Raw genomic sequence first — 24,392 nt, 5'->3', positions numbered from 1 at the left:
GACCGATCGGTCAGACCTGCAGGTGGCGGACGTACGGCGATACGGTGGCGCCATGATCACCGCCATCGTGTTCGTCAAGGCCGACGTCGCCCGCATCCCCGAGGTCGCCGAGGCGATCGCGGGCATCGACGGCGTGAGCGAGGTCTACTCCGTCACCGGTCAGGTCGACCTCATCGCCCTGGTGCGGGTGCGCGAGCACGAGGACGTCGCAGCAGTCGTGGCCGACCGGCTCAACAAGGTGCCCGGCGTCACCGAGACCGAGACCCACATCGCCTTCCGCACCTACTCGCGCCACGACCTCGAGTCGGCGTTCAGCATCGGCCTCGACTGAGGCCCCTCCCGGCCCCGGCCTCCCCGGCCGGCGCGGTCAGCGCGCCGGCCGGTGCACGGGGGAGGGCAGCCGCTGCTCGTCGAAGGGCGTCAGCGAGAGCCGCGACTCGTTGACCGCGTCGTAGACCGCGAGGTGGCGCGCGGCGCCGGCGACGGGGCACACCCAGTCGCCCTCGACGTCGACGAGGCGGATGCCGGGTGACTCCAGCCAGCGCAGGATCCGCTCGGTCTCCTCGGCGGTCGCGGCCGGCACCGGACCGGGCGCGGTGGAGACGGTCTCGGCGCTCGCCCTGAGCTCGCGGACGAACTGGTGCGCGTCCGCCCCGCGCGGGATCACGCCAGCGGCCGCCAGCCGACCGTGGCGCACGACGTGGACCGCCCACCGCCCGGTGTCCTCCCGGCGCGCGGCCACGACCTCGGGGCAGCGGGTGAGCGCCGTCAGGCGCTGGGTGCGGGCCGCGGCCCGCACGAACGTGGAGAGCCGGTCGCGGTGCACGCCCGCCTCCTCGAAGCGCTCGAGCTCGGCGAGGGCCTGCATCCGCTCGTTGATCGCCTCCACCACGCGGTCGGGGCGGCGCAGCAGGGTGTCGCGCAGCTGGCGCACGACCGCGGCGTAGGTCGAGGAGTCGACCGTGCCGTCGCAGGGCGACAGGCAGCGGCCCATCTCGGCCAGGACGCACGCCGAGCCCGACGGGACCTGCGGCATGCGGCCGCTGCACTGGCGCACCGGGAAGGTCTCGTGGAGGGCGGCCAGGCACTTCTCGGCCGTCTTGCGCGACGAGAACGGGCCGAGGTAGTCGGCGTCGTCGTCGAGCACCCGGCGCACCAGCGACAGCCGCGGCCACGCCTCACGGGTGAGCTTGACGAAGTGCACCTTCTCCGGGAACCGGGAACGCCGGTTGTAGCGCGGCTTGTGCTCGGCGATCAGGCGCAGCTCGCGCACCTCCGCCTCGAGCGGGGTGGCGCACTCGATCCCGGTGACGGAGGTGGCGAGCCCCACCATCTCGCCCATCCGCGAGCGCGTCTCGGAGGCGGTGAAGTAGGTGCGGACGCGGGTGCGGAGGTCGCGCGAGGTGCCGATGTAGAGCACGCGCGAGCGCTCGTCGCGGAAGAGGTAGACCCCCGGGGCGTGGGGGAGGCCCTCGGCGAGGTGGCGCTTGCGGCGCTGGGCGGTGGTGACGCGCGAGGAGAACGTCTGCAGCTCCTCGAGCGTGTGGACGCCGAGGCCGCCGAGCCGCTCCATCAGCCCGTGGAGCACGTCGACGGTGGCGCGCGCGTCGGAGAGCGCGCGGTGGTTGGGCGTGGTGGTGGCGTCGAAGACCTTGGCCAGCGACGACAGCTTGCAGTTGGGGGACTCGTCGCGGGTGATCACCCGGCGCGCCAGCTTGGCGGTGTCGAGCACCTCGAAGCGCGGCCAGGGCCGTCCCTGCTGGGCGGCGAAGTGCTGGAGGAACCCGACGTCGAACGGGGCGTTGTGGGCCACCAGCACGCAGCCCGCCGCGAACTCGAGGAAGGCCGGGAGCGCGGACTCGATGGGCGGCGCGTCGCGGACCATCGCGTTGCTGATGCCGGTGAGGACGGCGATGAAGGCGGGGATGTCGGTGCGGGGGTCGACCAGCGTCTGGAACTCGCCGAGCACCTCGCCGCCGCGCACCTTCACGGCGCCGATCTCGGTGATCATCGAGCCGCCCGCCGCGGAGCCGCCGGTGGTCTCGAGGTCGACCACGCAGAACGTGAGGTCGCGCAGGGGGCGGCCCAGCTCGTCGAAGGTGCGCTGCGCCTCCCACCGCGTGCTGCCGGCGGTGGCGGTCGTGCCGGTCGTGCCCATGCCCGCAACGTAGACGGGGGATCCGACACTGGGGTCGCGACGCGCGCACTAGGCTGGCGAGCCGGACCCGCCAGCACCTCGATCCCGCAGGAGACACCGTGACCGACCAGACCGCCGACCTCCGGGTGCCCGCCGAGGGCGAGCGGTGGCGCTGCGCCGGCTGCGGCAACCTGACCCGCTTCGACGTCACCCGGACCCGCCGCACCACCGAGTACTGGCACTTCGACCTCTCCGGCGAGCACCGGGTCGAGGAGGAGGACGTCCGCTCGGAGTCCCTCGAGGCGGTCTCGTGCCGCTGGTGCGGGCGCAGCGACGCCATCGAGGTCGTCGACCGGGCCTCGGCCGACACCGCGCACGACCCCGCCGCGGACTGACGGCACGTCCGTGACTGAGCTGGACCAGCTGCCCGAGCGGCTCCGGGTCCGGGTGGTGGCGCTGGTGGCGGCCGTGCTCCCGTCCGTGACGCCGGTGCCGGCGTCGTTGCGCAAGGTGGCCGGGTTCGCTCCTGCGCGCCGCGCCCGGCTGGGCTCGGCCGCGATCCGCGACGCGCTCGCCGACGACGACTTCCGCGAGCACGCGGCGGTGCAGGTCGCCGCGGTCCCGGTCCGCGGCGACGACCCGCTCGACGAGGCCGCACGGGCCTGGCTCTCGCGCCCCGAGGGCTGGCAGGGGGTCGTCACGGCCGTCGCCGCCGACCTCGCCGACACGCGCTCGGCCGACGACTCCGCCGCGGCGGAGCTGGCCCGGCTGGAGGCCCGTGTCGCGTCGCTGCAGGCCGAGGTGGCCCAGCAGCAGGAGGCGCACGCGGCCGAGCTCGAGGCCGCCCGCGCCGAGCACAAGGTCCTGCGCCAGCGGCTCGGCAGCGCCCGGTCCGAGCTGCGCGCGGCCGAGGCCGAGCGCGACCGGGCCGTCGCGGAGCGCGACGAGGCCGTCGCCGGGGCCCGCGAGGCGACCGCGCGCGCCGAGACCGACGTACGCCGGGCGCGCCAGCTGGCCGAGGAGGCGGAGCGTGCGCTCACCGCGCAGCGGCGCGAGGGACGCTCGTCGCGCGACCAGGCCACGCTGCGGGCGCGCTACCTGCTCGAGACGGTCCTCGAGGCCGCCACCGGCCTGCGGCGCGAGCTCGGGCTGCCTGCCGTCGAGGGCGCGCCCGGCGACGTCGTGGAGGCGGGGCTGGTCGGCGCCGGCGACGCCCCCGCCAGCAGCGCGCCGGCCTCGCCCGCGACCCTGGAGCAGATGCTCGCGCTGCCGCGGGCGCGGCTGCTGGTCGACGGCTACAACGTCAGCAAGCAGACCTGGGGCAACGCCAGCCTCGAGGCGCAGCGCAGCCGCCTGGTGACGGCGCTGGGCCCGCTCGTCGCGCGCACCGGCGCCGAGACGACCGTGGTCTTCGACGCGGCGGCCTCCACCGCTCGCACCGTCGTGCCGGCCCCGCGCGGGGTGAAGGTCGTCTTCAGCCCGGAGGGCGTCATCGCCGACGACGTGATCCGCCAGCTCGTGGCCGCCGAGCCGCGCGGGCGGGTCGTCGTGGTGGTGACGAGCGACCAGGCCCTGGCGGCCGACGTGGCCAGGGAGGGTGCCCGGGTGGTGCCCTCGCCCGGGCTGATCGGCCTGATCGGGTGAGCGCGGCCGCACGCGCGCTGGGTGACTGGCGCTGGACGCTGGTCGCGCTCGTGCTGGGCGTCGGCGTCGTCGCGCAGTTCGTGACCGTGGGCGGCGACTGGGACTGGCTGGTCGCGATGGGCGACCACGTGCGCCGGACGGGAGCGGTCCCCGACGACGTGCCCTTCGCGGTCGCCGACACGGGCGGCTGGCACGACGTGCCGGTGCTGGCGCAGCTGCTCGCGTCCGCCCTGCACGACCTCGGCGCCCGCGCCGTCGTCGTCGCCCACCTCCTCGCCACCTGCGTGGCCCTGGCCGTGCTCGCCGCCACCGCGCGGGCGCGCGGTGCGTCGGACGCGGCCGTGGCGGGTGCGGTCGCGGCGGTCGTGCTCGGCTCCCTGTCGACCCTCGGCGTGGTGCGCGCCCAGACGTTCTCGCTCGTCCCCTTCGCCGTGCTGCTCGCCCTCCTGGTGCGCCAGCACCGGCGGCCCGACCGCGGCATCTGGTGGGCCGTGCCGCTCGTCGCGGTGTGGGGCAACCTGCACGGTGCGGTGCTGATGGGGGTGTGCGTCCTCGGGGCGTACCTCGTCGTCGACCGGCTGCCCCGGCGCCCGCTCGAGACGGTGGTGGTCGGTGCGGCCAGCCTGCTCGCCCTGTGCGCCACCCCCCAGCTCTGGTCGACGCCGGCCTACTACCTCGCGGTCCTGCGCAACGTCTCCGCCGAGCGCCACGAGGGGCTGTGGGCCAGGCCCTCGCCGGGCTCGCCCTTCGACGTGCTGATGCTGCTCGCCGGCCTGGCCCTCCTCGTGGTCGTGCTGCGCAGGCGGCGGCCCCTGTGGGAGTACGTCGCCGTCGCCGGGCTCTGCCTCGCCACCGCCAGCGCCGCCCGGCACGGGGTCTGGCTGCTGTTCCTGCTCGCCGTGCTCGTGCCGGCGCCGCGCCCGGGAGGGGACCGGCCCCGTGGCCCCGATGTCGTGCGCGGCGCCGTGGCGGTGGGCCTGGTCGCCGTCGTCGTGGCGGTCCCGGTGGCGCTGCTCCGCGGCCCCGCGGTGCTCGGCGCGTCACCCGCGGTGGTCGCGCGCGTCGCGGAGGTCGTGCGGGCCGAGGGCTCCGCGTCGGTCCTGGCCCCCGCCCCGCTCTCGGAGGCGCTGGCGGTGTCCGGGGCGCGGCTGTGGGCAGGGAACCCGCTCGACGCGTTCGGCGCGGCCGACCAGGCGGCGTTCCTCGACTTCATCGACGGCGACGACGGCGGACGGGTCGCGGTGGGTCGGGCCGACCTCGTCGTGGTCGAGGACGGCTCGCGCCCCGAGGCGCTGGTGCGGGACGACCCCGCGTTCGAGCCGCGTCCGTGCGGCGACGGCTGGACCTGCTACGTGCGCCGCTGACGTCGGCGTCCGCCCGCGCCCACCTGCGCACGACGCGCGGCGACACGCGGCCGGGGGCCGTTGTCGGTGGGTCCTGTCACCGTTCGGGACATGACGACACGGATCGATTGCGACACCTGCGTGGTGCGCGGACTGCACTGCCACGACTGCGTGGTGAGCGTGCTGCTCGGGCCGCCGCCGGAGCTCACCGTCGACGACGACGAGCTCGCGGCGCTCGACGTGCTCGCCGCGGGCGGCCTGGTGCCACCGCTGCGGCTGGTCGAGCCCCGGGAGGGCCCGGTCATCGAGTCGGCCTAGGTCGACACGAACTCCGGGGAAGATTGGCGAGGCGCACCGGTGGCGTCTAGGCTGTCCCCGACGTCCGGACAGTGGGTCACCCGACCTGCGCGGGCGTCGCGCCGAGTCGAAGGCCACGTCCCCCGCACCACTGTGGCCGTCGAGCCGGGGAACCACACTTCCCCCTGGGGTGAATCCCCTGCGAGGCGTGTCGCGCGAGCGGCACGAGGAGCAGGGGTAGGACAGTCGTGCCGAACCCGTCAGCTCACCCGGTAGGCGTACGACACCCCGAGGAGTTCCCCCGCTCGTGGCTCACCCCCGCAAGCGTGCTGGCGCGACCGTCCTAGGTCTCACCGCGATCGCTGCCATCGCCTTCGTCCCTGCGACCCCCGCGCAGGCCGACCCCGACATCAAGACCGTCAAGGCCCGTGTGGACCGCCTCTACCACGAGGCCGAGGCCGCACAGGAGCGTCTCCACGACGCCCAGCTCGACCTCGCCGACCTGCGTCGCGACCTCGCCGGCCTGAAGGCCGACCAGGAGCGCCAGGACGAGCGGCTCGACGCCGTCCGCGACCAGGTCTCCGACTCGGTCGTGCGCCAGCTCGAGGGCGAGGGCATCTCGACCGTCGGCCAGATCGTGGTGTCCGACGACCCCGGCGCATTCCTCGACTCGCTGTCCACGATGTCGTCCTTCAACGACCTCCAGAGCTCGCTGCTCTCCGACTACGACACCCAGCTCGAGGCCCTGCAGATCCGGCAGGAGGCCACCGACGAGCGGGCCGACGAGATCGCCGAGCTCACCGACCAGCTCAGCGACGAGAAGCAGACCGTCGACGACAAGCTCGCCGAGGCCAAGGACCTGCTCGGCGACCTCGAGGCCAAGGAGCGCGAGCGGCTGCTCGCCTCGCGCAGCACCAGCGCCCGGGTCCCGAGCTCGGTGCCGGCCTCCGGTCGCGCCGCCGCGGCGATCCAGTACGCGATGGCCCAGGTCGGCGACGCCTACGTCTACGGGGCCGCCGGCGAGAGCGCCTTCGACTGCAGCGGCCTGACCATGCGTGCCTGGGCCCAGGCCGGCGTCTCGCTGCCGCACTCGTCGTCGGCCCAGTACGGCTCCGGCCCGCACGTCGCGGCCAGCGACCTGCAGCCGGGTGACCTCGTCTTCTACTACAGCCCGATCAGCCACGTCGGCATGTACATCGGCAACGGCATGATCGTCCACGCCGCCAACCCCGGCGCGGGCGTGACGGTCTCGGGCCTCTACTCGATGCCGTACGTCGGCGCGGTCCGCCCTGGCTGACCCGCAGCGCTCGAAGGCCGGCCGTCCACTGCTGTGGACGGCCGGCCTTTCGCTGTGCGTGCTGGTCGTCGGCGCCCTGGCCGTGGTCGTCCTGCGCGACGGACGCCAGGACGTGCCGACGGGTCCCGTCGACGCGCCCCGCGCGAGCCCGGCGGCGGCCGCGCGGCTCCTCGAGGGATTCACCTCAGCGGTCGCGTCGCGCGACCTCGACGGCCTGACCGCACTGGCGCCCCGCGGCGACGAGGCGGCGCGGACTCTGCTGTCCGGCGTGGCCGACAACGCCCGTGCGCTCGACCTGCGCGGCGTCACCGCGCGCTACGTCGACCAGGCCGGCCCGGTCGCGCGGGACGGCAGCTGGACGGGGGTCGTCGAGCTGACGTGGCGGCTCGGTGACGTCGACGCCGGGACCTCGCGCGCCGACGTCGTCGCGTCGTTCGCCCCCGACGGCGACCGGCTCGCGCTGACCGGCTTCGACGCCCCGCCCGCCGGCTCGAGCGCGCGCCTCCCGCTGTGGCTGCGCGACCGGCTCTCCGTGGCCCGCCTGCGCGGTGCCGTCGTCCTCGTCGACGGGCCCCGGCGCCTGGCCCGCACCGTGGCGCGGCGCGCGGTGCACGGCGTGGACGTCGTGCGTCGGGTGCTGCCGCGCTGGTCCTCGTCCGTGGTCGTGGAGGTGCCGGCGAGCGCCGCCGAGCTCGACGAGACCCTCGGCGCGCAGCCGGGCACGTACGCCGGCATCGCCGCCGTGACCACTGCGGCGGGCAGCAGCACCGGGGCCTCGGCCCCCGTCCACGTCTTCGTGAACCCCGACGTGACGTCGCGGCTCCGTGGCGCGGGGGCCCAGGTCGTGCTCAGCCACGAGCTGGTGCACGTCGCGACCGACGCGACCCGCACCCCGATGGCCACCTGGCTGCTGGAGGGGTTCGCCGACTACGTCGCGCTGCGTGACGTCGCGCTGCCGGACCGCACGACGCTCGGCCGGGCGGTGCGTGCGGCGCGCCGCGACGGGGTCCCGCGGGGGCTGCCGGCCGACGCGGCCTTCGGCACCCGGTCCGCTGACCTCCAGGCCCGCTACGAGGAGGCCTGGCTCGCGTGCCGGGTGGTCGCCGGCGAGCTGGGGGAGCAGGGGCTGCTGCGGCTCTACGACGCCGCAGCCGGGGGTGAGCCGGTCGACGCGGCGCTCGCCCGTGCCGGCCTGCCCGTGGAGCGCCTGGTCCGGCTGTGGCGCTCCGAGCTGGCGGCGCTGGTCGGCTGACAGCGTCCGGGCGGGTCCGGGCAGCACGAAGGCCGGCGCCGTGGGGCGCCGGCCTGGGTGAGCCCTGGCGGCAGCGGGTGCCGGGGGCTCCTGGAGACGTGGCGTGCGGGTGCTGGGGGCGTTGCCCGGCGTCAGCGGTTGAAGATGCTGGCGGGCACGGAGAACAGCGAGGTGGCGTTGCGCCCGAAGAGCGACACGGCACCGATGATGACGATGGCGATGAGGGCGACCATCAGGCCGTACTCGACGGCAGTGGCGCCGCGCTCGTCCTCGTCCCGCTCGGGCGTCGTGAGAGCCGCGACCAGGAGGGCGGCGAGGTGTGACAGGAACATGGGATTCACCTCCGGAGTGGGGATAGAGCACGAGGCCGGTGCCGTGGGAGACACGGCACCGGCCTCGACGACCGCGGTGAGGCGGTGTGTCAGACGCTGCTGGCGGCGCTGTTGAACAGGTTCTTCAGGTTGCCGCCGAGGAGGCTGACGGCGCCGATGATGACGATGGCGATGAGGGCGACCATGAGGCCGTACTCGACGGCGGTGGCGCCGCGCTCGTCGCGCTTGGCCTTGATGTCGTTGACGAGCATGATCGTCATGAACTGCAGCTTCTCAATCATGTGATTTCCCCTTGAGGCAAGTCGTGGTGTGTGGGTCCCAGGCCCAGCAGGACCCGTCGAGGACAACTCTGCTGGAACCGGCCCGGCTGCGAATCAGGAGAACGGCCGCAGGGGGGTAGTCCGATATGACTATCTTGCGATCACCCCGGCGGCGACCGGCCTGGTACGTCCGGTGGTCAGCGCCCGAGCTCGCGCGACGGGGACTTGTCGAGCATGCCCATCCGCATCGCGGTGACCAGCGCCTGGGCGCGGTTGGCGGCGCCCAGCTTCTGGTAGATGTGGGTGATGTGGGTCTTGGCGGTCGACTCGCTGAGGTAGAGCCGGCCGGCGATGTCGCTGGTGCCGAGACCCTCGGCGAGGAGCACCAGCACCTCCTCCTCGCGCCCCGACAGGCGGGGGGCCGCGGGCGTGGTCGCACGGCGCATCATCGCCGCGCTCAGCCCGGCGCAGAGGAACGTGCGGGGCGCGACCGCGGCGTGCTTGGCGGCGCTGACGACCTCGGAGGCCTTGCTGTCCTTGCCGACGAACGCCGACGCCCCGGCCTCCATGGCGGCGAAGATCTGGTCGTCGCCGGCGTGCATGGTCAGCACGACCAGGCCCACGGTCTCGCTGTCGGCGCGCAGGGCCCGCACGATCTCCAGGCCCAGGCCGTCGGGCAGCTGAAGGTCGGTGACGACCACGTCGGGCTGGAGCTCGCGGAAGACCGCGAGGCCCTCGTTGACGCTGCCCGCCTGGCCGACGACGTCCATGTCGTCGTCGCGCTCGAAGGCGCGTGCGAGGCCCTGTCGGATCAGCTCGTGGTCGTCGACGAGCATCACGGTCGTGGTCATGGGCGGGAGGTCCCTTCTCGTGCCGCAGTGGCGTGGTGGTGGGTGCTCAGGTGGACGCGGGTGCCGCCGTGGTCACGGTTGCACACCTCGAGGACGGCGCCGATGCCGGCTGCCCGTTCGGTCATGGTCTGCAGGCCCCAGTGGCGGTCACGCGGGGCGGCGCTGCCGATCCCGTCGTCCTCGATCGTGAGCTGGAACTGGACGCCGTCGGTGACGAACGTGACCCACAGGTTCTCGGCCCGCGAGTGCCGGCGCACGTTGCTGATGGCCTCCTGCGCGATGCGCAGCAGCTCGGTCTCGGTGCGCGCCGAGAGCGGCGCCCCGGACTCGTCGAAGGTCAGGTGGACGCGCAGGTCCGTGCCGGTGGCCACCAGCTCGCGCACGTACTCCGAGAGCGCCCCGGAGAGCCGGTGGTCGGAGACGGTGTGGCGCAGGTCGTAGATGGAGTAGCGCAGCTCGCCGACGACGCGCGAGATCTCGTCGCGCAGCCCCTCGGCGAGCGCGCGGGCCTCCGGGTCGTCGGAGATCGAGGCGATCTCGTCGACGACGTAGCCCAGCGCGACGATCTCCTGGGCGACGCCGTCGTGCATCTCGCGCGCCAGCCGGTTGCGCTCCTCGGAGGTGGCCATCCAGCGCAGCTCGTCGAAGAGGACCGCGGTGTCGATGCGGAGCGCGAAGTTGTCGGTGACCTCGGCGGCCTTGTCGCCGATCTCCTCGTTCCAGCGCAGGACCCCGGAGAGGGCGACGAAGCCCAGGACACCCTCGGTGCCCTGGATGGGGAGGACGCGCACGCCGGGGGAGCGTGCCTCGGGAGGACGGCCCACCTCCGCTGCGAGCGAGGTGGTGTCGCCGTAGCTCGACAGCAGCACCAGCCCCTCCTCGACCGACCCGGTCCAGACCCCGGACGCGGTCGCGCCGGTGGCGCGCCGCAGGTGCGACTCGAGGTCGGCGGCGAGCTGGGCGGTGTCGAGGCCGACCTCGCGCCGCCGCGCCAGCCCGTGCAGCTGTGCCATCAGGTGGTGGGCGGCCTCGTACGGCGCCCGGCGGGCGTCGAGGTGGCGCAGCGAGCGGGACTGCCAGCTGGTGAGCAGGCCGGCACCGAGTCCGCTGAGCACCCACGGACCGGCGTCGATGAGCTGGGGGCGCGGGTCGGAGCCGGTCGCCGCGCCCACCGCGGCCAGCACGCCCAGCGCACCGACGAAGGCGACGTTGACGGTCGTCACCAGGCCCTGGCGCAGGCCGGCGACCACCGGCGGCGCGGCGAGGTAGGCGTAGAGGCCGGCGGACGGGTCCGCGCTCGCCAGCATGAGCGCCGCCAGCAGCATCTCGGCCGTCGCCGTCCAGCCGGTGCGACGCAGGTCGGTGGTCCAGTCGAGCGCGGAGCCGGTGGCCGCGATCACGCCGAGGGCCGCGAGGAGCGGCCCGGAGACGCCGGCGCGGTCGTCGGAGAGCACGATGCCGGTGGCGAGCGCGAGTGCGAAGACCCGGATCGCCGTGGTCACCCGCCACATGTGCAGGAGGGAGCCCCGGGGTCCAGTCCTGTCCACCCGGCCGGTCAGGCGCATCGGTTCAGCGGTTCCCGAAGGTCTCGGCCATCTGGATGCCGGCCGGCCCCATGATGACGAGGAACAGGCACGGCAGGATGAACAGGACCAGCGGGATCATCATCCGGACCGGCACCTGCTGCGCCTTCTCCTCGGCGCGCTGACGACGCTTGGTCCGCATCTCGCCGCTCTGGATCCGCAGCACGCGGCCGATCGGGATGCCGAGGCTGTCGGCCTGCACCATCGCCAGGCAGAACGACTTGAGGTCGTCGAGCGAGGTGCGCTCGGCCATCGCGCGCATCGCGTCGCTGCGGCCCACGCCGATGTTCATCTCCTGCAGCAGGCGGGCGAACTCCGAGGAGAGCGGACCGTCGGTGTTGCGGGCGACGCGGTCCACCGCGGCGTCGAAGCCCAGGCCGGCCTCGACGGACACGGTGAGCAGGTCGAGGGCGTCGGGCAGCGAGTTGCGCATCAGCTTCTCGCGCTTCTGGCCGGCGTTGTAGAGCAGCACGTTGGGCAGCACGTAGCCGAAGGCGCCGACGAGGACGATCGCGATCACCGTGCGCACGAACGGCCAGCCCTGGCCCGCGATGTAGAGGAAGCCCAGGCCGGAGAAGACCACGAGGCCGAGCACCTTCAGGCCGATGATGCGGTTGGCGTCCCAGCCGGGCGGGTTGCCGGCGATGTTGAGGCGGTACTGCAGCTTCTGGGCCGTGTCGGCGCGCACCAGCTTGCGGCCGGTGCCGACCAGGCGGTCGCCGAGCGGACCGAGCACGCGCTCGGCGAACGGACGCTCGAGCTCGGTGGCCAGCATGTCGGGGGTCGACTGGCTGATCGCCTGGATCGCGGCCACCGAGCGCGCGACACCCTTGCGCTCGTTGGAGACGATGGCGACCATCGCCATGCCCAGGAGGAAGGCCGAGAAGATCAACCCGGCACCGATCCAGAGAATCACGTCACACCTCCACCGTGGCGAGCTTCGCCATCGCGAATGATCCCAGTGAGAGCAGGAAGAGCGCCACGCCCAGGATGATGTAGCCGGTCACCGTCGTGTAGAGCACCTTGGCGTACTCCGGGTTCGCGACGGTCATGTAGAAGAAGATCAGCGGCGGCAGGCCGACCAGGATGTACCCGGACAGCCGGCCCTCCGCGCTCAGCGCCTTGACCTGGCGGCGCAGGTACTCGCGCTCACGCAGGGTGTCGGCGACCGTGTGCAGGATCTCGGCCAGGTTGCCGCCGACCTCGCGCTGGATGCGGATGGCCATGACGACCCAGCTGAAGTCGTCGCTCTCCATCCGCTCGCCCACGCCGTCGAGGGCGTCGGTGATGTCGACGCCGAGGCGCTGCTCGACCAGGGCGCGGCGCAGCTCGCCGGCCATCGGCTCGTGCCCCTCGCGGACCACGGTGTCGACGGCCTGGGGGAGCGAGAGGCCGGCCTGGAGGCCGCCGGCCATCAGGCCGAGGGTCTGGGCGAGCTGGGCGTTGAACTTGTTGAGCCGGCGCCCGTGGCGGAACTTGAGGTAGACCCAGGGCAGCACGATGCCGAGCAGCAGGAACAGGATGCTCATGGCGAAGCCGCCCACCAGCAGGCCGAGGATGCCCGCGCCGAACGCGATGCCGGCGTGCACCAGCACCCACTCCGACGGCGTCAGCGCCGAGCCGGCGCCGGAGAGGCGCTTGGCGATGCGGTTGGCCAGGTCGTCGGAGACCACCTTGTTGGCGACCTGGACCGCGGACCCCTTGAGGTCGCTCGGGCTGGTCTTCTTCCGCTTCTTGTCGTTGCCCACGCCCGTGCCGTTGAAGTACGCCTCGAGCTGCTTGACCGACTGGGACCGGTTGTCGCCGGCCCCGATGAGCACGATCGCGAGCAGGCCGAAGAGGCCGATGGCGAGCGCACCGGCGCCGAGCAGCATGCCCTTGTTGCCGATCAGCGCCCGTCCGGACTCGACCACGTCGGGGACCTCGAAGCCGGGCCCGAGGGTCGCGAAGGCGGTGTCGTGGTACTGCGTCCCGCCGGCGTCGACGACGACGTCGATGTTGGCGTCCTCGCCGCTGCCGTAGGGCGCGGTGAAGGTGACCAGCAGCTGCTGGTCGAGCGCGGCGGCACGCTCGTTGAAGACGCTGGTGAGGGCCGCGGGGTCGGCCGGGATGATCGAGCCGCCCGTGTCGGTGGCGACGGAGCCGAGCGCGTCGCTGTCGGCACCGGAGACCAGCGAGACCACGTCGACGACGACGCCGGCGGTCGTGGCGTCGTTGGTGGCGACGTCGACGGTGGTGTCGCTGCCCGTGTCGGCGCCGTCGGAGAGGACGAGGAGGTTGCGCGCCCCGTCACCGGTGAGGAGCGTGACGCCCTCCTCGATGCCGTCGTAGACGGCGGTGCCCGGGGCGAGGGTGATCTTGCCGAGCGCCTCGCGGACGTCGGCGTGGTCGACGGTCGGCGAGACCGTCGTGGTGACCTTGCCGGCGAAGGCGACGAGGCCGATCTTGACGTCGGCGGGGGCGCTGTCGAGGAAGGCGTTGATGGCCGTCGTGGCCGCGCCGAACTTCCCCTTGCCCCTCATGCTCTTGCTGGCGTCGAGGACGATCACGGTGGAGCGGTCGATGTCGCCGGCGTCGACCAGCTTGGACGTGGACTCGACCGCGCTGCCGTTGAGCTCGACGTAGACCTTGTCCGGGTCGACGGGGGTGCCGTCCGGCACGCCGTCGGTGGACACCAGCAGGCTGACGGTGCCGCGGTCGGTGCCGACGTGGTCGATGGTCACCTCGTCGTCGGCGAGCGCGGGGCCGCCCAGCGACAGGGTGAGCAGCGACGCCGCGAGACCGCCCGCGACGGCGCGCGAGAGCGTCCTCATCGGGCCCCGCCGACGGTGAACACGGCCGGGTTGAGGTGCACGCCGTGGTCGGCGAGCCGCTCCAGGAAGCGTGGACGGAGCCCGGTGGACTCCAGGCCGCCCTTGAACTTGCCCTGCTCGTTCATGCCGGCGCTGTAGTCGAAGAGGAAGACGTCCTGGGTGGTGATGATGTCGCCCTCCATGCCGACGATCTCGGTGATCGCGGTGATCCGGCGCGTGCCGTCCTTGAGGCGGGTCTGCTGGATGATCAGGTCGACCGCGCTGGCCACCTGCTCGCGGATGGCGCGGACCGGCAGGTCCATGCCCGCCATCAGCACCATGGTCTCGAGACGGGAGAGCGCGTCGCGCGGGGTGTTCGCGTGCAGGGTCGAGATCGAGCCGTCGTGACCGGTGTTCATCGCCTGGAGCATGTCGAGGGCGGCGGCGTCACGGATCTCACCGACCACCACGCGGTCGGGGCGCATGCGCAGGGAGTTCTTCACCAGGTCGCGGATGGTCACCGCGCCCTTGCCCTCGATGTTGGCCGGGCGAGACTCCAGGCGCAGCACGTGGTCCTGCACCAGCCGGAGCTCGGCGGCGTCCTCGATGGTCACGATGCGCTCGTCGTCGGGGATGAAGGACGACAGCACGTTGAGCGTCGTGGTCTTCCCGGCACCCGTACCGCCGGAGACCAGGATGTTGAGGCGCCCGCGCACGCAGGCCTCGAGCAGCTCGGCCGAGGCGCGGCTCAGCGTGCCGAACCCGATGAGGTCCTCGACGGTGTAGGGGTCCTCGGAGAACTTGCGGATCGTGAGCTTCGAGCCGTCGAGCGCCAGCGGCGGGATGATCGCGTTGACACGGCTGCCGTCGGGCAGGCGGGCGTCGACCATGGGGCTGGTCTCGTCGACGCGCCGGCCGATCTTGCTGACGATCTTGTCGATGGTGCGACGCAGGTGCGCCTCGTCGGCGAAGGTCGCCTCGACCTTGACCAGCTTGCCGCTGCGCTCGACGTAGATGTCCTGGTAGGTGTTCACCATGACCTCGGACAGGTCGGCGTCGCGCAGGAGCGGCTCGAGCGGACCGTAGCCGAGGATGTCGTCGGCGATCTCCTGCGAGATCCGCGACTTGTCGGCCGAGGACATCGGCATGTCGACCTCGGACAGCGTGGTCTGCAGCGCGAGGCGCACCTGCTGCTCGAGGTCGGACTGGGTGAGGTGCGCGTCGTAGAGCGTCGGGCCGAGGCTGCTGACCAGGCGCGCGTGGACGACCCGCTTGAGGTCCTTGTAGGGGTCGCTGGCCGTGCCGCGCGCGGCGGCGCGACGGCGCCCCGCCTCGGTGGACTCGGCGAGCTTGACGGGCGTGGCGCCGCCGCCGGCACCGGCCGCACCGGCCGGGGCGGCGGGCGGCGGGGGAGCGGCGGCGGCCGGGGCCTCCGGGGCGTCGGAGCGGTGCCGCGAGGCGGCGGCGAGGCGGTCGGTGAGGCTCATGTCATCAGCCCTTTCGCAGACGACGTCGACTGGACTTGCGTTCGGCCGGGGAGTCCTTCGCCCCGGCGGCGTGCGCGGCGGACAGCGCGCCGGCGAAGGCGGCGAGCGCCTTGCTGTTCGCGTTGCCCGGGTACGCGGTGACGAGCGCCTCCCCGCGGTTGACCGCGGCGAGGACCTCACGGCTGGAGACGAGCGTGGCGTCGGCCTTGATGCCGAGCGTCGACTCGTACTCCGCCTGGGAGAGGCCGACCTTGGCATCGGCGCGGTTGAGGACGAACGACCAGGTGTCGCGCGCGAAGTTGAGCAGGTCGAGCGTGCTCGCGGCGAGCTTGAGCCCCTTGAGCGCGGGGATGTCGAGCGTGCCGACGAGGATGATCGAGTCGGAGCGGTCGAGGGCGGCGAGCGCCTGGTCGTCGAAGACGCCCGAGGTGTCGACGACCACGTAGTCGAACATCGCCTTGAGGCCGTCGAGGAGCATCCCGATCTCCTCGCCGGACGCCTGGTCCGGCGAGTCGAGGGTGACCGGGGCCGCGACGATGGAGAGCCGGTCGTCGTGGGTGGTCAGCAGCGACTGGATCGCGCCCTCGTCGATGCCGCCGCGGAAGGTGACCAGGTCGTTGACGTTCCGGGTGGGGGAGAGCTGCAGCATGATCGCCACGTCGCCGCTGTTGACGTCGAGGTCGACCAGGCAGACCCGATGGCCCTTCTGCGACAGCGCGACGGCGGTGTTGACCGCGACCAGGCTCTTGCCGACGCCGCCCTTGGTGGAGAAGACGGTGAAGAGCTTGCCCTGCGGCGCCTCGGCGGCGGCCTTCTCGGCCTCGGCCTCGGCGACCAGGCGTGCCTTGGCCTCCTCGGCGGCGGCCTGGACCTCGCCCAGCATGGTCTGGCCGATGGCGCTGGCGACGGAGCGGGCGCGCTGGACGGCGGTCGTGATGCCCGCGAGGTCCTTGCTCTGGACGACCTCGCGCATGCCGCTGCGCAGGGCCATGGCCAGGGCGTTCGCGTCGACGACCTCGCGGAGCAGGATCACGCCGAGGTCCGGGCGGTTGACCCGGGCCCACTGCGCGAACTCGGTCGCCTCGCCCGTGGTGATGCTCGGGCCGATGACGACGGCGAACTCCTGCGCCGCGGTGTGGATGTGGCTGTGGAGGTCCTCCACGCTGCCCACGGCCGAGGAGCCGTGGAGCATGGCCTGCAGGATGGAGCGCTGGCCTGCGTCGGTCTCGAGGATGGTCGTCATGGATCAGCCCACGGTGGCCGGGAGGCCGGGCAGGACGACCGGGGCGTCGACGCCCGGCTCGTCGGTGACGGTGGTCTTGTCGCTCAGCAGCGCCACGTTGAGGTCACCGAAGCGGTCGGCCCAGATCAGCTTCTCCGACTCCTTCTGGCTCAGCGCCAGCGTCATGATCGTCTTCGGGATCTCCTCCACCGTCTGAGCGCCGGTCTCGTCGGTCACGGTGCGCGAGGTGGTCGTCGTCTGGCCGACGCCGATGACGGTGACGCGGGTCAGCAGCACGCGGGTGTACTTCTTCGGGTCGCTGACGGTGACGAAGATCGAGACCTCGGAGCCCGGGTTGACGAAGCCGGCGACGCGCTCGGGGTCGGTGAGCTCGACCGAGATGGCGAGCTTGTCGTCGGGGATCACCAGGCTCTGGGTGTCGCCGACGCTGCCGAACTTGTCGGCGATCAGCTGCTCGCCCGGGTAGATGTTCCCGGTGGCGACCAGGCCGGTGACGCTGGTGGAGGAGGAGAGGAAGCCGGGGACCAGGTCCTCGCGGCGCACCTGCTTCTTCTCGAACTTGCCGGCCTCCTCGGCGGCGGCGACGGTCTCACCCGCGGACACGACGTCCTTGGCGACCAGCACCTCGACGAGCTCCTGGCCCTCGGTGGCCCGGTTGTCGATGCCCTGCACGTACATGACGATCAGCAGCGTGCCGACGAGGGCCGTGATCACGGCCAGGGTGAGGATTACGGAACGACGGGCCATCAGGCGTCCTTCGAAGTCAGTTCCACGGGGGGTGGAATCACTCAGCAACGTGCCGGGAAGGAAGGTCCTGCGGCGGTGGTGTAGAGGTGTCCCACCGTCTGCGTCGCGAGGGGCCCCGACGTCCCCTCGTGCACGAACGACCATAGGGACGGGGCACAGGGGATGAGGGGCTAAGCCGCACAAACCACCCGATGGTGGTCCGGGCATGGCCCGAAGTGACTAGTCCGACCTAGTCATGGTCTAGCCCCCGGCGCGCCGCGGAGGCGCTGGAGGTCAGGAGAGGTAGAGCGCCTCGATCTCGGCGCGGGCCTCACGCACCACGACGTTGCGCTTGAGCTTGAGGCTCGGCGTCAGCTGGCCGCCCTCCTCGGTCCACTCGCCGGGGAGGATCGTGAACTTGCGGATCGACTCGGCCTTCGAGACCGCCTTGTTGGCCTCGTCGACGGCCTCCTGCACGGCGGCGACCAGGTCGGGGTCGTCGACGAGGGACGCCACGTCGGTGGTCTTGCCGTGCTGCTCGGCCCACGCGGGCAGGGTCTCGCGGTCGAGGGTGACGAGGGCGCCGATGAACGGCTGGCCGTCACCGACGACCAGGCACTGGTCGACGAGGGCGTGGGCACGCAGCCGGTCCTCCAGGACGGCGGGCGCCACGTTCTTGCCCCCGGCGGTCACCAGGATCTCCTTCTTGCGCCCGGTGATCCGGACGAAGCCCTCGTCGTCGACCTCACCGACGTCGCCGGTGTGGAACCAGCCGTCGGCGTCGACGGCCTCGCGGGTCGCGTCCTCGTTGCCCCAGTAGCCGGCGAAGACCTGGCCGCCGCGGAAGAGCAGCTCGCCGTCGTCGCCGACCCGCACGCTCGTGCCGGGGAAGGGACGACCGACGGTGCCCACCTTGATGGCGCCGGGCAGGTTGGCCGAGAGCGCCGCGGTGGTCTCGGTCAGGCCGTAGCCCTCGAGCACCACCAGGCCGATGCCGCGGTAGAAGTGGCTCAGCCGGTCGCCGAGCGGCGCGCCGCCGGAGATGGCGTACGTGCAGCTGCCGCCGAGGGCCTGCCGCAGCCGGCCGTAGACCAGCCGGTCGAACAGCGCGTGCTGCACGCGCAGCCGCACCGGCACCCGCGGTCCGTCCAGGGCGCGGGACCAGGCGATGGCGACGTCGGCCGCGCGGTCGAAGACCTTGCCGCGCCCGTCGGCGGTCGCGCGCTGCGAGGCGCTGTTGAAGACCTTCTCGAACACTCGCGGCACGGCGAGGATGAACGTCGGGCGGAACTCGCCGAGGTCGGCGACGAGGTTCTTGATGTCGGCGCTGTGGCCCATCCGGGCGCGGCTCTTGACGCAGCCGACCTGGATGATGCGGGCGAAGACGTGGGCGAGGGGGAGGAACAGGAGCGTGGCCGCGCCCTCGGTGTCGAACAGGTCCTGCAGCTCGTCGACGGCCACGCCCAGCTCGAACATGAAGTTGCCGTGCGTGAGCATGCAGCCCTTGGGGCGACCCGTCGTGCCGCTGGTGTAGATCAGCGTGGCGAGGGACTGCGGCGTGGCGGCGGTGCGCCGCTCCTCGAGCACCGCGTCGGTGATGTCGGAGCCCAGCCGCTGGAGCACGTCGACCGCGTTGTCCTCGATCGACCACACGTGCTGCAGCTCGGGCAGGTCGCCGGCCTCGCGGGCCTCACGCACCCGCGCGAGGTGGTCGGGGCCCTCGGCGACGACCGCGCGGGCGCCGGAGTCGGACAGGATCCACGCGATCTGCTCGGCCGACGAGGTCTCGTAGATCGGCACGCCCACCGCGCCCGCGAACCAGATGGCGTAGTCGACCAGGGTCCACTCGTAGCGGGTCTTGGACAGCAGGGCGACCCGGTCGCCCGGCTCCACCCCCGCGGCCACGAGCCCCTTGGCGACCGCACGCACCTCGTCGTGGAACTGCGCCGCGGTGACGTCCGACCACGCGTCGCCGTCGCGACGGCTGAAGACCACCGCCTCCGGCGCCTCGGCGGCGTTCGTGACGACGTCGTCGGTGAGGTTCCCGGTGGAGGGGATGGTGATGGAGAGCGGCGTGGAGAACTCACGCACGGTGGAACCTCCCGGGTCGGCGGTGATGTGCGTGCGCAGGCTATCGCCTGGGCGACCCCGTCCGGCTCGCCGGGCGAGCGGCCGGGCCCGGGGGGCGCCGGAGGCGACAGGTCCGGGACCCGGAATGCGGTGGGCTAGGCTCCGGCCATGGCCGAACAGACCTCCTCCTCGATCGTGGTCGACGCCCCTCCGGCCGACGTGATGGCCGTCATCGCCGACTTCGGGTCCTACCCCGAGTGGGCCAAGGGCGTGCAGGTCGCGGAGGTCACGGTCCCGGGCGCCGACGGACGTGCCGAGCAGGTCCACTTCGCCCTCGACGTCTCCCCGATCAAGGACGAGTACACGCTCGCCTACGACTGGCACGGCGACCGCGAGGTCACCTGGTCGCTGGTCGAGGGCAACATGCTGAAGATGCTCGACGGCGCCTACACCCTCGCCGACCGGGGCGACGGCTCGACCGAGGTGACCTACCGCCTCGCCCTCGACGTCAGCATCCCCCTCATCGGGATGCTCAAGCGCAAGGGCGAGAAGATCCTCATCGACACCGCGCTCAAGGGCCTGAAGAAGCGCGTCGAGTCGCTCTGACCCGCGGCGGCCGGGTGCGGGTCCTCCGCCCCGGCGCACGACCACCCACCGACGAGCAGGAGACGACGTGAGCGAGCCCGGCGACCGGCACGAGGTCGGGTCCCTCGGTGAGGAGGCGGCCAAGCTCTTCGGCGCGCTCTCGGGGTGGGCGCGCGAGCAGGCCGACGAGGCCGAGGACGGCCTCTCCGCGATGGCGGCCCGCGCGGCCGCCACGGCCCGCGACCTCGACGAGCACCTCGCGACGGGGTCGGCCGAGTGCACGGTGTGCCCGATCTGCCGCGTGGTTCACGCGGTGCGCCAGGTGAGTCCCGACGTGACCACGCACCTGGCGGCGGCCGCGTCGTCGCTGGTCTCGGCGGCGTCCGCGCTGCTCGCCACCGACCCCGGCCCGCGCGGGGCTCGACCCTCGGGTGGCGTCGGCGTCGACGGGGACGACCCCGACCAGGACGACGACGTGACGGGTCGGGCCGCCGACGCCTGAGCCCTCGCGGCTACTCGGTCATCGTCACCTGGCGCAGCCCGGTGTCGCACGGTGCACCGATGGTGCACCCGGTGTTGACCACCGGCCCCGACACGTTGACCTGCTGCACCGAGACCAGCATGTAGTTGGTCTGGTTGCCGCCGCTCGAGGCGTTGAAGCCGCTCGGGTTGTTGCCGCAGTCGGTGGTGGTGGACTGGTAGGCGCCGTTGCCGTTGCCGAAGTGGAAGCCGCACAGGCGCACCGCGATCAGCCGGAACACCGGGTAGACGGCGTTGGAGCCGCCGTCCACGGTCACCGCGCCGGGGTTGCACGTCGGTGTGCCGCAGAAGGCCGGCAGGAAGAAGGTCTCCTCGCTGTCCACCAGGGCCTTCATCGCCGACAGCGAGCCGCTGTCACGCATGTTGCCGGGGTCGGACGTCAGGCACGACTCCGGGTGCGCGTCGGGGTCGGCGCAGTAGCTCAGCAGGTGGGGACGCAGGGTCGTGCTCCCGGGAGCGGGCTGGTCGGGGACCATCGAGACCGGGTTGCGGCAGCCGTGGGCCAGGTTGTAGGCGAGGTTGTCGTTGGCACTCGGGCAGCGCAGCGTCCACCAGTTGCCCGGGTTCATCGTGTCGGGACAGTCCTGCGCCGACCCGCCCCCGCCCTGCGACGGTCCGGTGAACTTCAGGACGGGGCTGGGGAACCGCGTGAGGGTGAGCAGGTCCCGCGAGCACAGGGCGAGCGGGCGCAGGCCGGCGCCGACCGAGCCGGCGACCGTCACGCGGGCACTCGCGGTGCGGTCGACGGCGTAGCTCGACCTCCCCACGATCGGTCCGAAGAAGCCGGGGCTGGTGGCGGACGCCCTCACCGAGACCTTGAGCCCGAGCGCGTCGCAGGTGGGGGTGAAGGTCGGCGTGGCGGGGCTCGCGTCGTTGTCGTTGTCGGCGACCTTCGCCACGGCCTCCGCCCGGGCCTCCACCTGGTGCGCGGTGACCATCCCGGCACAGCCGGTGCCCGTGGTGGCGCCCTGGGCGAAGACGACGGCCGACCCGAGCGCGGCGGCGTCGGCGGCGGTCTGCAGCTGGCGCTTGTTGACGTAGGCCACGCCGAGGTCGGCGGTGAAGGCGCACAGGGTGAGCAGCACGACCAGGACCAGGCCGGTGAGGACCAGGAGGGCGCCGGACTCGTCGCGGCGGCGGAGCCGACGACTCAGGAGAACTCGCACCGGAACCGCCCCTTCCCCTCGAGCGTGCGGCCCGTCCCCAGCCCGGGGACGGGGAACGGCACGACCCAGGTGCTCGTGTAGCGCAGGGTCACCGTGACGTTGGGGTCGGTGCGGCCCGCCGAGCCCTGGCAGGGCTTGGGGCAGGGGCCGCCGGAGAGGGAGAACGTCGGTGCCGAGCTGTCCATGTTCGGCGCGCTGAGGGCGTCCCGGGCCTGCGCCTCGACGTCGGTGCAGGTGGGGCCGTCCACGACCGCGTAGCGCGCGGCCTGCCGGGCCGCGTTGCCGAGGGCGATCTGCTGGGCGACCATCACGCCGACGTTGATGATGCCGATGAGGATCAGCAGGAACAGCGGGACCACCAGGGCCAGCTCGACCGCGGCGGCACCGCGCTCGCCCCCGGCCCGTGCGCCCCCGGCCCGTGCGTGTCGTCGTGATCGCATGGTGCGTCCCTCCTCCTCGGCCCACGCCGCGCGCAGCACGACGGGTCGTGCCTGTGGGGCGGGGACGGACGTCGGGGGCGTTCGTGACGCGGGACCGGCGGAGGTCTAGTCCGTCAGGTGCGACAGGATGCACTCATGCCCGCACCCGTGACCGTCGGCGTCGACATCGGCGGCACGAAGGTGCTGGCGGGTGTCGTCGACACCGACGGCGCCGTGGTGCGCACCGCCCGTCGTACGACGCCGGGCCGCCGCGTGCGGGTCCGTGAGGTCGAGGACGCGCTGGTCGAGGCGGTGCTCGAGGCTGCCGGCGACGACCCGCTGGGCGCCGTGGGCATCGCGGCCGCGGGGTTCGTCGACTCGGCGGGGGAGCGGGTGATGTTCGCCCCGCACCTGCCCTGGCAGGGCGAGCCGCTGCGAGACCTGCTCGAGGCGCGGCTCGGCTGCCCGGTCGTGCTCGACAACGACGCCAACTGTGCCGCGCGTGCCGAGGCGCACCACGGTGCGGCCAGGGGCGCGGCGTCGGCGCTGATGATCACGATGGGCACCGGCATCGGCGGCGCCCTCCTGCTGGGCGACCGGGTCCTGCGGGGCGCCAACGGGATGGCCGGGGAGTTCGGCCACATGCAGGTCGTGCCGGACGGCCGCGCGTGCGAGTGCGGGCGCAGCGGCTGCTGGGAGCAGTACTCCTCGGGCAACGCGCTCGTGCGCGACGCCCGGGCGCTGATGGCCGAGCAGCCCTCGGTGCTGGAGGAGATGAGCGGGGGTGCGGACCGGGTGACCGGTCCCATGGTCACGGCGGCCGCCGAGCAGGGCGACCTCGTCGCCCGCGCCGCGTTCGCGTCGGTCGGCGACTGGCTCGGCATCGGCACGGCCAACCTCGTGGCCGCGCTCGACCCGGAGCTCGTCGTGGTCGGTGGCGGCGTGATCTCGGCGGGCGACCGCCTCCTGGGCCCGGCTCGCGCGGCCCTGCAGCGCTCCCTCGTCGGCGGCGCGCACCGCGTCGTGCCCGAGCTGGTGGCGGCGCGCCTGGGGCCGCAGTCGGGGATGGTCGGCGCGGCCCTGCTCGCGGCTCAGCTGCGGCGGTAGTCCGGCACGAGCTCGAGCGCGAGCTGCTCGAGGAACAGGCCCACGTCGGTGACGATGCCCCGGCCCCGGCTGGCGCCGCGGTCGGTGATCCTGGTGACCGTGGCCGGGTCGATGTCGACGCAGACCACGGGGACGCTCGCCGGCAGGATGTTGCTGGTCGCGACCGAGTGCAGCTGGGTCGCGACCATCAGGCAGTAGCCCACGCCGTCGATCTCCTCGCGCATCGCCCGCTGTCCCTCCACCACGTCGGTGTGCACGTCGGGCAGTGGCCCGTCGTCGCGCACGGAGCCGACCAGCACGAAGCGCTTCCGGTGGGTGACCAGGGCATGCATGATGCCGCTGGCGATGGTGCCGTCGGCCACGGCGGCCGCGATCGAGCCGGCGCGGCGCACCGTGTTCACGGCGCGCACGTGGTGCTCGTGGCCGTGCTCGAGCCCCTGCGACATGGTGAGGTCGACGCCCAGGCTGGTGCCGTAGAGGGCCGACTCGATGTCGTGGGTGGCGAGGGCGTTGCCCGCGAAGAGGGTGTCGACGAACCCTGCGCCGATGAGGGCGGTGAGCGCCGGCGCGGCACCGGTGTGCACGACGCCGGGCCCGGCGACCCACAGGAGCCGCTTGCCCTGCTCGCGCGCCTGCCGCATGCCGTCGGCCACCTGGCGCACCAGCACGACCTGCGGCCGGTCGCCGAACGGGTCGTCCGTCGACGACGTGTCGCCCGGGCCGGGCGCCGGCACGGTGACCCTGATGCCGGCGGCGCCGACCACGACCCGCATCCCCGCGCGCACGTCGGACATCGGGACGGTGCGCACCCGGGGCCGGGCGTCAGGGGACTCGAGGACGACGAGCCCGCAGTCCATCTCGGGGTTCTCCACCTCGTACCAGGCGCCGCCGAGCCGGACCCGGGTGTCGAGGTTGGTGGTGGCGTAGAAGCCCTCGGGCAGCACGCCGTCCCGGTCGGCGGTCGCCGTGGCGGCCTCGCCGGGGTCGAGCTGGTTGACGCCCCGGGTCTGCAGCCGCATCAGCAGCCGTTCGAGGGCCGCCTCGTCCTCGGCCTGCACGGTGATGCGCGCCCGGCTCGGGTCGTGGGCCTCGTGGCCGACGTCGAAGCGGTCGATCACGTAGTCGCCGCCGTGGTCGCGGATGTCGTCGAGGACGCGGGACAGGATCCCGTTGTCCATCAGGTGTCCGGTCACCTCGACCGTCTGGCTCGTCCGCACGGCGTGACCCTAGTGCGTCGGCCGAGCTCCCGTCCGCAGGACGC

Annotated in this window: 24 protein-coding genes and 1 riboswitch; of the genes, 10 read left to right on the top strand and 14 right to left on the bottom strand. The window is 73.2% G+C overall.

Annotation, left to right across the window (positions count from 1 at the left end):
- The first annotated feature begins 52 nt into the window (after nucleotides 1–52).
- Nucleotides 53–331, top strand: a complete 279-nt coding sequence (locus ACFFJG_RS02560) for an Lrp/AsnC family transcriptional regulator (protein WP_378517044.1) — start codon at nucleotides 53–55, stop codon at nucleotides 329–331.
- 36 nt (nucleotides 332–367) lie between these two features.
- Here the strand turns inward: ACFFJG_RS02560 and ACFFJG_RS02555 are convergent, their stop codons facing one another.
- Nucleotides 368–2,158 (bottom strand): DEDD exonuclease domain-containing protein, encoded by a 1,791-nt coding sequence (locus ACFFJG_RS02555; protein ID WP_378517043.1) that lies wholly within the window; start codon nucleotides 2,156–2,158, stop codon nucleotides 368–370.
- Between the two features lie 98 nt (nucleotides 2,159–2,256).
- Here ACFFJG_RS02555 and ACFFJG_RS02550 point away from each other — a divergent pair, with 98 nt between their 5' ends.
- The 6 genes from ACFFJG_RS02550 (at nucleotide 2,257) to ACFFJG_RS02525 (ending at nucleotide 7,970) form a co-directional block, all read left to right on the top strand.
- Entirely contained in the window at nucleotides 2,257–2,532 is a 276-nt protein-coding gene (locus ACFFJG_RS02550) for a hypothetical protein (protein WP_378517042.1), read from the top strand.
- A 10-nt stretch (nucleotides 2,533–2,542) separates the two neighbouring features.
- Complete coding sequence (locus tag ACFFJG_RS02545) at nucleotides 2,543–3,781, top strand: NYN domain-containing protein (RefSeq protein WP_378517041.1); 1,239 nt, start codon at nucleotides 2,543–2,545, stop codon at nucleotides 3,779–3,781.
- Nucleotides 3,778–5,145 carry a hypothetical protein gene (locus tag ACFFJG_RS02540; protein WP_378517040.1) on the top strand — a complete coding sequence of 456 codons (1,368 nt, stop codon included), beginning with the start codon at nucleotides 3,778–3,780 and terminating at the stop codon, nucleotides 5,143–5,145. The genes ACFFJG_RS02545 and ACFFJG_RS02540 overlap by 4 nt, the downstream gene beginning before the upstream one ends.
- 90 nt (nucleotides 5,146–5,235) lie before the next feature.
- Nucleotides 5,236–5,442, top strand: a complete 207-nt coding sequence (locus tag ACFFJG_RS02535) for a hypothetical protein (protein WP_378517039.1) — start codon at nucleotides 5,236–5,238, stop codon at nucleotides 5,440–5,442.
- Nucleotides 5,443–5,567: 125 nt separating this feature from the next.
- Nucleotides 5,568–5,701: riboswitch (cyclic di-AMP (ydaO/yuaA leader) on the top strand.
- 27 nt (nucleotides 5,702–5,728) lie between these two features.
- Complete coding sequence (locus ACFFJG_RS02530; RefSeq protein ID WP_378517038.1) at nucleotides 5,729–6,718, top strand: C40 family peptidase; 990 nt, start codon at nucleotides 5,729–5,731, stop codon at nucleotides 6,716–6,718.
- 58 nt (nucleotides 6,719–6,776) lie between these two features.
- Nucleotides 6,777–7,970, top strand: a complete 1,194-nt coding sequence (locus ACFFJG_RS02525; RefSeq protein WP_378517037.1) for a hypothetical protein — start codon at nucleotides 6,777–6,779, stop codon at nucleotides 7,968–7,970.
- 131 nt (nucleotides 7,971–8,101) lie between these two features.
- Here the strand turns inward: ACFFJG_RS02525 and ACFFJG_RS02520 are convergent, their stop codons facing one another.
- The 10 genes from ACFFJG_RS02520 to ACFFJG_RS02475 all read right to left on the bottom strand — a co-directional run bounded on the left by ACFFJG_RS02520 (nucleotide 8,102) and on the right by ACFFJG_RS02475 (nucleotide 19,335).
- The gene (locus ACFFJG_RS02520) at nucleotides 8,102–8,302 is read right to left on the bottom strand and encodes a Flp family type IVb pilin (RefSeq protein WP_378517036.1); all 201 of its coding nucleotides are present in this window, start codon (nucleotides 8,300–8,302) and stop codon (nucleotides 8,102–8,104) included.
- An 89-nt stretch (nucleotides 8,303–8,391) separates the two neighbouring features.
- The gene (locus ACFFJG_RS02515; protein ID WP_378517035.1) at nucleotides 8,392–8,583 is read right to left on the bottom strand and encodes a Flp family type IVb pilin; all 192 of its coding nucleotides are present in this window, start codon (nucleotides 8,581–8,583) and stop codon (nucleotides 8,392–8,394) included.
- A 176-nt stretch (nucleotides 8,584–8,759) separates the two neighbouring features.
- The gene (locus tag ACFFJG_RS02510; RefSeq protein ID WP_378517034.1) at nucleotides 8,760–9,413 is read right to left on the bottom strand and encodes a response regulator; all 654 of its coding nucleotides are present in this window, start codon (nucleotides 9,411–9,413) and stop codon (nucleotides 8,760–8,762) included.
- Nucleotides 9,410–10,924 carry a sensor histidine kinase gene (locus ACFFJG_RS02505; RefSeq protein WP_378517033.1) on the bottom strand — a complete coding sequence of 505 codons (1,515 nt, stop codon included), beginning with the start codon at nucleotides 10,922–10,924 and terminating at the stop codon, nucleotides 9,410–9,412. Before ACFFJG_RS02505 ends, ACFFJG_RS02510 begins: the two co-directional genes overlap by 4 nt.
- Nucleotides 10,925–10,982: 58 nt before the next feature.
- A complete protein-coding gene (locus tag ACFFJG_RS02500) occupies nucleotides 10,983–11,912 on the bottom strand; it encodes a type II secretion system F family protein (protein WP_378517032.1) in 930 nt (309 codons plus the stop codon).
- 1 nt (nucleotide 11,913) lies between these two features.
- On the bottom strand, nucleotides 11,914–13,809 hold the full coding sequence (locus ACFFJG_RS02495; protein ID WP_378517031.1) for a type II secretion system F family protein: 1,896 nt from the start codon (nucleotides 13,807–13,809) through the stop codon (nucleotides 11,914–11,916).
- Complete coding sequence (locus ACFFJG_RS02490; protein WP_378517030.1) at nucleotides 13,806–15,275, bottom strand: TadA family conjugal transfer-associated ATPase; 1,470 nt, start codon at nucleotides 15,273–15,275, stop codon at nucleotides 13,806–13,808. Before ACFFJG_RS02490 ends, ACFFJG_RS02495 begins: the two co-directional genes overlap by 4 nt.
- 4 nt (nucleotides 15,276–15,279) lie before the next feature.
- Nucleotides 15,280–16,518, bottom strand: coding sequence for a CpaE/TadZ family protein (locus tag ACFFJG_RS02485; RefSeq protein WP_378517029.1), 1,239 nt, complete (start codon nucleotides 16,516–16,518; stop codon nucleotides 15,280–15,282).
- A gap of 3 nt (nucleotides 16,519–16,521) precedes the next feature.
- A complete protein-coding gene (gene cpaB, locus ACFFJG_RS02480; RefSeq protein WP_378517028.1) occupies nucleotides 16,522–17,265 on the bottom strand; it encodes a Flp pilus assembly protein CpaB in 744 nt (247 codons plus the stop codon).
- A 273-nt stretch (nucleotides 17,266–17,538) separates the two neighbouring features.
- Nucleotides 17,539–19,335 carry an AMP-dependent synthetase/ligase gene (locus ACFFJG_RS02475; RefSeq protein ID WP_378517027.1) on the bottom strand — a complete coding sequence of 599 codons (1,797 nt, stop codon included), beginning with the start codon at nucleotides 19,333–19,335 and terminating at the stop codon, nucleotides 17,539–17,541.
- Between the two features lie 147 nt (nucleotides 19,336–19,482).
- Between ACFFJG_RS02475 and ACFFJG_RS02470 the strand changes: the two genes are divergently transcribed.
- Nucleotides 19,483–19,920, top strand: a complete 438-nt coding sequence (locus tag ACFFJG_RS02470) for an SRPBCC family protein (protein WP_378517026.1) — start codon at nucleotides 19,483–19,485, stop codon at nucleotides 19,918–19,920.
- Nucleotides 19,921–19,987: 67 nt separating this feature from the next.
- A complete protein-coding gene (locus tag ACFFJG_RS02465) occupies nucleotides 19,988–20,401 on the top strand; it encodes a hypothetical protein (RefSeq protein WP_378517025.1) in 414 nt (137 codons plus the stop codon).
- 10 nt (nucleotides 20,402–20,411) lie between these two features.
- Here the strand turns inward: ACFFJG_RS02465 and ACFFJG_RS02460 are convergent, their stop codons facing one another.
- Nucleotides 20,412–21,605, bottom strand: coding sequence for a pilus assembly protein TadG-related protein (locus ACFFJG_RS02460; protein WP_378517024.1), 1,194 nt, complete (start codon nucleotides 21,603–21,605; stop codon nucleotides 20,412–20,414).
- Nucleotides 21,590–22,045 carry a TadE/TadG family type IV pilus assembly protein gene (locus ACFFJG_RS02455; RefSeq protein ID WP_378517023.1) on the bottom strand — a complete coding sequence of 152 codons (456 nt, stop codon included), beginning with the start codon at nucleotides 22,043–22,045 and terminating at the stop codon, nucleotides 21,590–21,592. Before ACFFJG_RS02455 ends, ACFFJG_RS02460 begins: the two co-directional genes overlap by 16 nt.
- Before the next feature lie 135 nt (nucleotides 22,046–22,180).
- Between ACFFJG_RS02455 and ACFFJG_RS02450 the strand changes: the two genes are divergently transcribed.
- Nucleotides 22,181–23,131 carry an ROK family protein gene (locus tag ACFFJG_RS02450; RefSeq protein ID WP_378517022.1) on the top strand — a complete coding sequence of 317 codons (951 nt, stop codon included), beginning with the start codon at nucleotides 22,181–22,183 and terminating at the stop codon, nucleotides 23,129–23,131.
- Here the strand turns inward: ACFFJG_RS02450 and ACFFJG_RS02445 are convergent.
- Nucleotides 23,116–24,348: an ornithine cyclodeaminase, nickel-pincer nucleotide-dependent gene (locus ACFFJG_RS02445; RefSeq protein ID WP_378517021.1), complete on the bottom strand. Its 1,233-nt coding sequence runs from the start codon at nucleotides 24,346–24,348 to the stop codon at nucleotides 23,116–23,118. The two genes, ACFFJG_RS02450 and ACFFJG_RS02445, sit on opposite strands and share 16 nt — an antisense overlap.
- Between the last annotated feature and the right edge of the window lie 44 nt (nucleotides 24,349–24,392).

It is taken from the genome of Nocardioides zeicaulis (genome assembly GCF_042432345.1).
GTDB classification, from domain to species: Bacteria; Actinomycetota; Actinomycetes; order Propionibacteriales; family Nocardioidaceae; genus Nocardioides; species Nocardioides zeicaulis.
This window is presented reverse-complemented; position numbering and strand designations above follow the sequence as displayed.